The sequence below is a fragment of the Rossellomorea vietnamensis NBRC 101237 genome (assembly GCF_001591825.1).
Taxonomy (GTDB): domain Bacteria; phylum Bacillota; class Bacilli; order Bacillales; family Bacillaceae_B; genus Rossellomorea; species Rossellomorea vietnamensis.
Genome location: NZ_BCVQ01000039.1, coordinates 25539 through 35229 on the forward strand (window position 1 = coordinate 25539; position 9691 = coordinate 35229).

Annotated in this window: 9 protein-coding genes; 6 read left to right on the forward strand and 3 right to left on the reverse strand. The window is 42.5% G+C overall.

What is annotated here, in order from left to right; translation table 11 throughout:
• The first annotated feature begins 24 nt into the window (after positions 1-24).
• On the forward strand, positions 25-1245 hold the full coding sequence (locus tag BVI01S_RS16775; RefSeq protein WP_061811000.1) for a dicarboxylate/amino acid:cation symporter: 1221 nt from the start codon (positions 25-27) through the stop codon (positions 1243-1245).
• A gap of 54 nt (positions 1246-1299) precedes the next feature.
• Here BVI01S_RS16775 and BVI01S_RS16780 read toward each other — a convergent pair whose 3' ends face one another.
• Both BVI01S_RS16780 and BVI01S_RS16785 read right to left on the reverse strand, forming a co-directional pair.
• A complete protein-coding gene (locus BVI01S_RS16780; RefSeq protein WP_061811001.1) occupies positions 1300-2229 on the reverse strand; it encodes a helix-turn-helix domain-containing protein in 930 nt (309 codons plus the stop codon).
• Between the two features lie 144 nt (positions 2230-2373).
• Entirely contained in the window at positions 2374-3216 is an 843-nt protein-coding gene (locus BVI01S_RS16785) for a LysR family transcriptional regulator (protein WP_082804766.1), read from the reverse strand.
• Between the two features lie 79 nt (positions 3217-3295).
• Here BVI01S_RS16785 and BVI01S_RS16790 point away from each other — a divergent pair, with 79 nt between their 5' ends.
• From BVI01S_RS16790 to BVI01S_RS16800, 3 genes are all read left to right on the forward strand, one after another.
• Complete coding sequence (locus tag BVI01S_RS16790) at positions 3296-4165, forward strand: sulfite exporter TauE/SafE family protein (RefSeq protein WP_229595119.1); 870 nt, start codon at positions 3296-3298, stop codon at positions 4163-4165.
• Positions 4166-4388: 223 nt separating this feature from the next.
• Positions 4389-5690 carry a M20 family metallo-hydrolase gene (locus BVI01S_RS16795; RefSeq protein WP_061811003.1) on the forward strand — a complete coding sequence of 434 codons (1302 nt, stop codon included), beginning with the start codon at positions 4389-4391 and terminating at the stop codon, positions 5688-5690.
• Positions 5691-5918: 228 nt separating this feature from the next.
• The gene (locus BVI01S_RS16800) at positions 5919-6491 is read left to right on the forward strand and encodes a sugar O-acetyltransferase (protein ID WP_061811004.1); all 573 of its coding nucleotides are present in this window, start codon (positions 5919-5921) and stop codon (positions 6489-6491) included.
• A 55-nt stretch (positions 6492-6546) separates the two neighbouring features.
• Here BVI01S_RS16800 and BVI01S_RS16805 read toward each other — a convergent pair whose 3' ends face one another.
• The gene (locus BVI01S_RS16805; protein WP_061811005.1) at positions 6547-7188 is read right to left on the reverse strand and encodes a hypothetical protein; all 642 of its coding nucleotides are present in this window, start codon (positions 7186-7188) and stop codon (positions 6547-6549) included.
• 625 nt (positions 7189-7813) lie between these two features.
• On the opposite strand from BVI01S_RS16805, the gene BVI01S_RS16810 reads away from it, so the two are divergent.
• A complete protein-coding gene (locus BVI01S_RS16810) occupies positions 7814-9226 on the forward strand; it encodes an N-acetylmuramoyl-L-alanine amidase (RefSeq protein WP_061811006.1) in 1413 nt (470 codons plus the stop codon).
• 146 nt (positions 9227-9372) lie between these two features.
• Complete coding sequence (locus BVI01S_RS16815; RefSeq protein ID WP_061811007.1) at positions 9373-9687, forward strand: DUF3892 domain-containing protein; 315 nt, start codon at positions 9373-9375, stop codon at positions 9685-9687.
• Positions 9688-9691 lie beyond the last annotated feature (4 nt).

Below are 9691 nucleotides of genomic sequence, written 5' to 3' on the forward strand. Positions count from 1 at the left end.
AATATAGGTAAGGACGTAGATGAAATGAAGTACATATGGAAGCAATATATGAAAGCGCCTTTTGTTTTGAAGATGTCCGTCGGGTTCCTTTTAGGGATCATCGTCGGTCTTGTCTTTAAATCAGATGCTGAGATTCTGAAACCATTTGGGACGGTACTTATTCACCTTCTTAGCTTGATTGCCATTCCAGTGATATTCCTCACCGTAGTTCAAGCAGTGAACAAGATGAGTATGAGGCAGCTTGGTCGGATGGGGTGGAAGCTGATTCTTTATTATGCAGCCACCACGGCAGCCGCTGTCTTCATCGGTCTTGGTTTGGCGTTCCTGTTCAACCCTGGAACCAATTTGGAACTGCCTAATACACAAGTGGAAGAACCGAAAGCACCTCAGTTTGGGGATGTTTTGCTGCAAATTATTCCTGATAACCTGTTCCAGGCTTTTGCCGGAGGTGATACTCTGGCCATCATGTTCCTGGCCATCATCATGGGGGTTTCCATTTCATGGATGAAATTTTCTGCAGATAGCAAGATGCAGGAATATGGGGGACTACTGGATAAAGTTTTCACAGCCTTTAACGAAATGTTTTATATCCTCCTTAGAGGGGTGTTGGCTTATGCTCCCATCGGGGTGTTTGCCATCAGTGCGGCTACATTTGGTCAGCAGGGATGGGAAACGATCCAGTCCCTACTGAAGTTTGTCGGGGTCTTTTATCTAGGACTTCTTCTTCTTTGGGTTGTCGTATATGCTGGATTCTTGAAGGTGACGGGTAACTCTGTCATCACTTTCTTCAAACAGACGAAAGAAGCATACAGCACTGCTTTCTTTACATCCAGCAGTATCGCATCTTTGCCGGTGGCCATTCAGTCTGCCAAAAAAGCGGGGATCTCTGAGAAAACGGCGAATTTCGCGTTACCATTAGGCGCTATCTTCAATTCAGACGGTGGAGCTTTACGAATGGGTGTATCGATTGTATTCGCAGCAAATGTGACGAATCTGCACCTTTCCGTTACCGACCTGTTGATGATCGTGCTGGTCGGGACTTTACTGTCTATAGGAACATCTGGAGTTCCTGCTGCAGGATTGGTTACATTATCTGCAGTCTTAACGATGTTCGGCTTACCGCTCGAAATAGTCGCCCTCATTGCAGGAGTCGATGCCATTATCGGAATGGGTGGAACCGCATCTAACGTAACCGGCGACATCGTCGGTGCAGCAGTGGTTGATCGTTCTGAAGCGAACGGGTAATTACTTTATTGAAGAGGGACGGACCTCCACTTTGGGGTCCGTCCCACTTATTTCTTACTTAATAACCCTTTCTTCAACAACGTGGTGGTCGATGTATGGCATGATCGGGATGATTTCCTGCATTCCTTTTTTTGTGATGGCGTCTATGGCGAGTTCATTTAGAAAATCTTTCTGAATGAAAGGTGCGATTGATACGAGTGAATGTATTCCATCCCTGTGATAACCTTCTTTAGCACAGTGACTTAATGTTTCTTGACTGATAAATGGGGCAAGAGCAGATAGGGAATGTAATCCATTTGACTGAAACTCCTTCTGAGCACCCTCATTTATAACAGATTGAGTAATAAATGGAGCCAGGGAGGCAAGACTTTCTATTCCATTCGCTTCAAATTCCTCTTGAGCACACTCATCAATGATCTTTTGACTGATAAATGATGCCATCGGTGCTAATCCTACCATCCCTCTTAACTCAACTTCTTTCTTGGCACATTCATCAATCTTATCCTGACTGATATAAGAGGCGATGGAGGTCAAACCTGCTAGACCATTCAATTGAAATTGGTTATTGGCTAAAATGTCTATTGAATCTTGATGAATAAATGGAGCTATTAAAGATAGATCCTCAAGTGAAAGCTCTCCTTCTACTTTCTGATACAAGCTGTCTGCCAGGTCTTCAGTAAGAAGGGGAGCAACGTTGATCAACTCATCCTTATCGATTGGTTGCGAATCAACCAAAAACTCATTCTCAACCAATACTTTTACCAGATTTGTCCCTTTACTATTGTCTAACAAATCATCGATGCTGCTATTAAATATTTTTGCTAGTTCGGGTAGTTTGGAAATATCCGGCATGGTTTTGCCCCGCTCCCAATTACTGATTGCTTGGAAGCTGACCCCAAGCTGATCAGCGAGTGCCATCTGTGTAATGTTGTGTCTCTTCCTTAAATGTGCAATTTGTTTCCCAACCTTTGTCATATCAAACATAATACTCACCTCGTTTAAAAGAATAATTTAAGTGTACTTTTTGATAACAGAATTTCATATCAAGTATTGCTTGAGTTTTAGAAAATTTAATTCAATTCCTGCTTTAGTAGGGACGGACCTTGAAAACAAGGTCCGTCCCTCTATTTAATTTGAATGCTCAATCAAGGATATCAGTTCTTTTATGACTGGATCTGAAGTGGCTGTTTCAGGATGAACCGCATAAATGGGGCGGTGGACAATATATGGCTCAATGGGGACGAGTTTTCCTTGGAGCACCTCGTCTTTGACCATGGAGCTTGAAAGAAATGCGATCCCGAGTCCCCTTACAGCAAGTTGTTTGATTAAGAAATGACTGCTTGCTTCAAGGACTTCAACCGGTACAATTCGCTCTGATTTTAAGAAGTCATCCGCATATTCCCTCGTCCCTGATCCTTTTTCCCTGAGGATGAAGGGGGAGGAATGGAGGTTCATCCTGTTGCTAGCGAAGAAGCGGAGTTCATCCCGACTGATCACCTCTACATGAAAAGGCTCTAAACCTTTTGTTCCTTCTACGAGGGCAAGGTCGAGATTGTTAGTATTCAAAGCTTCCACTATCGTCTCGTGATTGTGAATCATCAATTGTAAACGGACTTGAGGGTACAAGACCTTGATCTTTTTGACAAAATCGGGAAGCAAAACATCACTGACGGTGTGAGTGGAACCAATCCGTAATTGAATTTCCTGCTTTGCTTGATTGACTTGTTCCATTGTCCTCCATAGTTCCAGCATCTCTTTCCCTTGCTCAAATACCCGTTCACCTGCAGGCGTCAATTCAAACAGCTGATTGGTGGAGGAACGGTGAATGAGTGCTGCACCAAGGGCTTGCTCCAACTTTTTAATATGGACGCTGACAGTAGGTTGGGATAAATTCAGGTATTCACTTGTCTTGGTGAAATGCTGAAGTTGGGCAAGAGTGACAAACGTACGGATCCAGTCCAGTTGCATCATATACCTCCATTAATAAACGTAATCGACTATATTATCATTATTCATTTCTATTATAACTTATATAGAGGTATAATGTTCTATGAAGGAAGTGACGTACGACATGGAATGGATTTTATTTATGATAGGTGGCGCCGTCATCGGTGTCATCTCAGGTTTTTTCGGGATAGGGGGCGGAATTGTTCTGACTCCTACCTTACTGGTCCTTGGTTACGAGCCTAGTCAGGCCATCATCTTATCTTTGATGCTTACTCTGGGATCTACGGTAACAGGTACACTGTCACATCTCCGTTTAAAGAATGTGTCCAAAAAGTTAGCGGTTTTCCTTGGAGTATTCGGAGTCATAGGCTCTGTAGTGACTGTACCATTTGTAAAATGGCTTGATGCCATCAACGGGGCATCGACGTTCATCTCAATTGTCTATATTGCCATATTAAGTTGGTTTTCTTACCAGTTTTTAAGTAAACGACAACAGGACTCGAAGCCTAAAGGAGTCTTTGCAGCTCCCGTCATAGGCTTATTCACGGGAATGATTTCATCCCTAATGGGTGTCAGCGGGGGATTTGTCATGACTCCCTTACTTACGAAATGGCTCAAACTTGATCTGAACAAAGCAATTGGAACCAGTATATCTGCTGCTTCCATTATCGTATTGTCCGGGATCACCTCATATATGTACACAGGGGAGTCACTTGACTATCGCCACGGAATTTTGCTGATCATCGGTGCGTTGATCGGGACACCGATCGGTTCCATCCAGCTTAAACGATTTTCAGGCGTCATCGTCAAACGGATGCTTGCCGTACTTTATATGGTCGTTGCAGTGAGTGTCTTCTTCAAGATGCTATCAATCGCAACTGTCTCACTCGGTTTGATTCTGGGGGCGGTACTCGTTTTCTTCGGAATGCTGATTTATTCACTACAGCAATCCAAAAGGACAGCAAACTACTGACGAGACAATTTTTGGAGAGGGGATTCCCCTCTCTTTTTTTATTTTTGAAAGGAAGAAGGATATAGTTGTCTAGGTAGAGAACCTATTTTTATATGGAAGGTCTGAAGTGTGTATTGATCCTTATCGCCTTTATCTTGCTTCACTATTCATTGACAATCTGTCTAATGATTAGCAGGACAATAGACCGTACAATGGTAATAAGTCTAAAATTTATTTGTAAAGGATGATTCTATTGACGATCAATCGAAAAAGATTAAACCTTCATCTGCAAGAGCTAGCTGAAATCGGAAAAATTGGGGAAACTGGCGTTTGCCGCCTGGCTCACTCGAAAGAGGATCGGCAGGGCGTGGACAAAGTTAAAGAGTGGATGGAAGAGGCTGGTTTAACGACAAAGATTGATGGATTTGGTAATCTGATTGGCAGGCTCGAAGGAAAGGATAATACCAAACCAATCCTTATTCTTGGATCTCACATCGATTCACAGCCTTATGGGGGCAGATTCGATGGGACAGCGGGAGCACTGGGAGCAATCGAAGTGGTTCATACGATGATGGACAATGGAATCATTCCTGAACGGACCATTGAAGTGATATGTTTTTCTGATGAAGAAGGAAGCCGTTTCAATAAAGGCATCTTTGGCGTGAGGGCTTTGGCAGGGATGCTTGAAGAGGGTGAACTTGAGCGGAAAGACAAGGCTGGGGTTACTAGAAGGGAAGCACTGAAGGAGTTTGGTGTCGATACAGACCTGACACAAAGCCCTGTATATAAGAAGGGTGATATCGCGGCCTTCCTGGAGCTTCATATCGAACAAGGACCAGTGCTTGAAGGAAAAGATAAGCCGGTAGGAATTGTTTCAGGAATTTCAGGGCCGATTTGGTTGACGGTAGCACTCGAAGGATTTGCCGGCCATGCCGGATCCGTTCCGATGAAGATGAGACAGGATGCTCTTGTCGGTGCTTCAGAAATCATTCGCAAATTCGATGAACTGGTGAAAGAAGAAGGAACCGATACAACGGTTGGGACAGTGGGAAGTATGCAGGTGTTTCCAAATTCCAGAAACATTATTGCTGAAAAGGTAGAGTTTACAATTGATCTGCGTGATATCGATCTTGAGGCACGGACCAAACTCGAGCAAAAACTTTATCAACTGATCGAAGAAACCGCTTCTACTTATCATCTCAAATACGACATCAAAGAAGATACGCGAAGTGAACCAAGGTATTGTGCCGATTGGATCAAAAAAGTCATGAAGGAAGAGGACGAAAAGCTCGGTTTCGATTCTCCTACCTTGATGAGCGGACCGTTCCATGATGCCCTGATTATGTCCTATATCAGTGATTACGGAATGATCTTTGTCCGCTGTGAAAAAGGGATCAGTCACAACCCATTAGAGTTTGCCGAGATGGATGATATCGAAAAAGGTGTGCAGCTTCTATACGCCACCTCTATAAGAATTTGTCAGGAACAAACAGTTGATCACCTTGTACCGGATAAAGTCGGGTACTCTATTAATGATAAAAACTAAAGAGTTAACTTATGAATAGTACTAAGGTATGCGGTCCCACTACTACAAAGCTATCTATTCACCTGGCCAGGCTATCTCTTATGATGCTAAAGAGATAGCTTCTTTTATCGTATAGTCAAACCTGACATGAGATCAAACAAGAATGATATCCGTAATGGTGCAATCGTTTGCACATTATAGGAATTTTAGATAATATAAATTCAAAGCTACTTATTGATGGAGGTCTACATGAAAACGGAAAAACAAAAAATGCTCCAGGGTGAACTTTATGAACCCTGGGATCCACAATTAATCGAAGAGAGAAAAAGAGCCCGCTATTTAACGCGAATGTTAAATCTTACAACGGAGGAAGAAGGGGAAAAAAGAGTTTCTACACTAAAACAGCTATTCGGTTCAACAGGAGAAACCGTTTATTTAGAACCAAACTTTCAATGTGATTATGGATATAACATTCACGTAGGAGACAATTTCTTTGCTAATTTTGACTGCGTGATATTGGATGTGTGCAAAGTCAGCATCGGAAATAATTGTATGCTGGCACCCGGGGTACATATATACACAGCCACTCATCCTGTAAATCCCATAGAGAGAAATAAGGGACCTGAGTTTGGTAAGCCTGTCACTATCGGGGACAACTGCTGGATTGGCGGCGGAGCAATCATTAACCCAGGAGTGAGCATTGGGGATAATGTAGTCATTGCTTCTGGTGCTGTTGTGACAAAAGATGTTCCATCCAACGTAGTGATTGGTGGTAATCCTGCCCGCATCATCAAGGAAATTGAAGTGGAAGAAATAAGATAACGATAGGAATAAAATGTTAAAAGGAGCTGGGAAACGGTACTCCCAGCTCCTTTCATTAAAATTTATCAGGAAACTGCTTCACGATTCCATCAGATAGGGCATCAGACAAATGAAGGATATGTGCTTTACCATCATCAAAGCTTTTGACATTAGCTTTCCAATCTTTTTTAATCCGAGCCACTGCTTCATCGGTCACGAACTGTAAATGCATGTATAGCAAATCTTTTAATTTTTTTTCAGACCAATTGGGATTGGCTCTTGCTAGGAATCGGGCAATATCGTCGGCATTTCGATACCATTCTTTATTAAGCTGCTCTACGTCAGCCGATTTGCCAGCTTTAGCAGCTTCTACGATTTTTCCCGCAAGTACAATATGTTCTGTCAATAAATCCGCTAATTGGTTACCTGCTTTTTCCCCATAATAGGGTTTGATTGCACTCCCGATATCTTTCTGGTTCTGAAGCAACCTTGCCAGTACGACATCGGTGTCTTCCAACCCATCCACTGCACTAATGATGTAATTCCTTGTGTAGAATACATGATCGGTCCATAATGTCCTCATATCTTCCCGGACCTTCATACTCGCTTCACTTATACAGGAATCCTGCTTGGCTGCTGCCACCCCAGGCAATGAAAAGAGTGACGCCATCACAACTAACAATAAAACCGCATATTTTTTCAACTGAATACCTCCCATCATAATTGTTCTATATTTATCATTCGTTTATTTAAGAAAAACATTCAATCAGATATGATGGTAAGGAATGATAACCTGAAAAAAGTTGTCCATTTTTAAAAAAAATGAGTTGCTTGTCCTCACCAACCCGACACTTTCGACATAAAGTGTTCTATGGAGGTGATGCATTGGCAAGAAAAATTCTACAATATCTTTTTCTCAGTCCATCCGTAACTCATGCCAATTTAGAAATGGGATCTCCTTCCCTCTCAAATCCGTACGTTGCACAGTTTGGGGTAACCCTTAGGCCCCATATTAAGGTAAAAAACAATGATTATAAGATCAACAGTTCATACTGAAAAAATCGAAGCGAACACAGTATGGAACTCCGCCGGTCAAGAAATACAATGATAATGAATAAAGTGAATAAGATCGTGTTTTTCGCAATACAATAGAGAGAAAGAAAAACTAAACCCTATAAGAAAGTCCCCTCCATGAATATAGAATCGTACGTAAAAAAGTGTTTCCTGTTCCTTAGCAGGGAACCTTTTTTATATTGAAGAGGGGTGGCGATAGGAAATTGTCCAAGCATGCTTGTCCATTTGAGAATATAGTACTATATGTCAAGCTTTTAGGAGGAAATTAATTGAAAACCATCATGATTGATCCGGGACATGGAGGATCTGATCCTGGTGCCACATATAAAGGAAACGAAGAAAAGAACTTCAATCTTTTGACGGCCGTTGTGGTCAGGGATTATTTAGTGTCGAATTACAATGTGAAGGTGTTAATGACGAGGACCGGGGATCAAACCTTATCTCTTTCAGATAGATCCGACCTTGCCAATCGCTCGAACCTGGATTTGTATTTATCCATCCACCATAATGCAGGTGGAGGGACAGGGTTTGAAAGCTATGTATACAATGGGAGTGTACCGACACAGACTTTATCATATCAAAAAACCATCCACGAAAAAGTAATAGAAGCCGTTCAGCCATTCAACGTAACAGACAGAGGGAAGAAGAGAGCAAATTTTCATGTGCTACGTGAAACCAAAATGCCATCGGTGTTGGTGGAAGTGTTGTTTGTTGACAATCCAAAGGACGTTGCACTCTTGAATGATACAAAGTTCAGACAGGCAGTGGGAATTTCGCTTGCAAAAGGCGTTGCCAAAGCACTTGCACTTCCGGCAAAAGTTTCGGGCAATCAGCCACTTTTCAAAGTGATCGCAGGGTCATTTACAGAAAGGAAGAATGCAGAAGACCGGGTGAAAAAGTTGAAAGCTGTTTCATTTGAAGCGTTTATAGATGTGGTAGTCGTTTCCGGGAAAACGTATTTCCGGGTTCAAACTGGGGCTTTTTCAGTGAGGGAAAATGCAGAAGATCAAATAATAGCATTAAGCCGGGTGGGGATCGATGCCTTCCTTTTAAGAGAAGAGGCTGTGCCAGCTCCTGTGCCGACGGACCCTCCGCCAACCGTTCCACCAGAACCTACTAAGCCCCCACAGCCGCCTGGTATTGATTATTCCATTATGGGAACATCTATTATCCAAGCCCAACAATTAGATGAATTTGTGAAAGCAGTGAATCCTTCCGCACCCTTAGTGGGGAAATTTTACACTTTCTATGGGGACCTTTACGGCATCTGGGGAGATATCGCATATGCACAAGCCATTCATGAAACCAATTATTTCAGATTCACAGGACAAGTGAAACCTTCTCAAAATAACTATGCAGGGATTGGTACCACTGGACCCGGAAATGATGGGGCTTCATTCACCACGCCTGAACAGGGGGTACTTGCTCATATCCAGCACCTTTACGCGTATGCATCGACTAAACCACTCCCTGAAGGAGCACCACTTGTGGACCCGCGGTTTACCCTGGTTACAAGAGGTTCTGCAACGAACTGGACGGACCTGAATGGAAAGTGGGCTGTGCCAGGAACTACCTATGGTCAGAGTATTCTTTCTATATATAAAAGAAATATTGAAGATGCCCTTCAATCGATTGAACATCAGAGAATATTGCTGAATAATGCACTGGATAAACTGAATTAGGCCTAAAAAGAGTGCTGTATGAACGGCACTCTTCATTTTATTTATCATAAAATACACACTCTATGTTCTACAAATACATTAGTCAGTCCGTACATATGGATGGAATGGAACGCAAATACTAAACGTATGTTCGGGAGGTGAGTATAATGGAAAATAAGAATTTTGAACAAATTTATGAAGAATACAAGCAACAAGGTAAGATTCAGGCGAAAATGGAAATAGCTGATGAACTTTCTACAGGGGCAGAACAAATTGTTGCTGTCAGAAGAAATAATGACAATGACCTTATCGCCTTCAAGACCGAGAGTGGTCGGGAACTGGATTATATAACCGCTCTAGAAGAGGCAAAAGCCGGAAAGCTCGCCCATGTCGATTTGATTCATCGCTATGGCAGGGATGTCATACGAAGTGAGCCGGACGGCCTGAAAGAAAATAATCTTAGTGAGCTTCCTTCATTTTAACGGG

Coding starts and splice junctions, on each gene's coding strand:
- BVI01S_RS16775 (WP_061811000.1), top strand. CDS start 25: ATGAAGTACATATGGAAGCAATATATGAAAGCGCCTTTTGTTTTGAAG.
- BVI01S_RS16780 (WP_061811001.1), bottom strand. CDS start 2,229: ATGTTTGATATGACAAAGGTTGGGAAACAAATTGCACATTTAAGGAAG.
- BVI01S_RS16785 (WP_082804766.1), bottom strand. CDS start 3,216: ATGATGCAACTGGACTGGATCCGTACGTTTGTCACTCTTGCCCAACTT.
- BVI01S_RS16790 (WP_229595119.1), top strand. CDS start 3,296: ATGAAGGAAGTGACGTACGACATGGAATGGATTTTATTTATGATAGGT.
- BVI01S_RS16795 (WP_061811003.1), top strand. CDS start 4,389: ATGATTCTATTGACGATCAATCGAAAAAGATTAAACCTTCATCTGCAA.
- BVI01S_RS16800 (WP_061811004.1), top strand. CDS start 5,919: ATGAAAACGGAAAAACAAAAAATGCTCCAGGGTGAACTTTATGAACCC.
- BVI01S_RS16805 (WP_061811005.1), bottom strand. CDS start 7,188: ATGGGAGGTATTCAGTTGAAAAAATATGCGGTTTTATTGTTAGTTGTG.
- BVI01S_RS16815 (WP_061811007.1), top strand. CDS start 9,373: ATGGAAAATAAGAATTTTGAACAAATTTATGAAGAATACAAGCAACAA.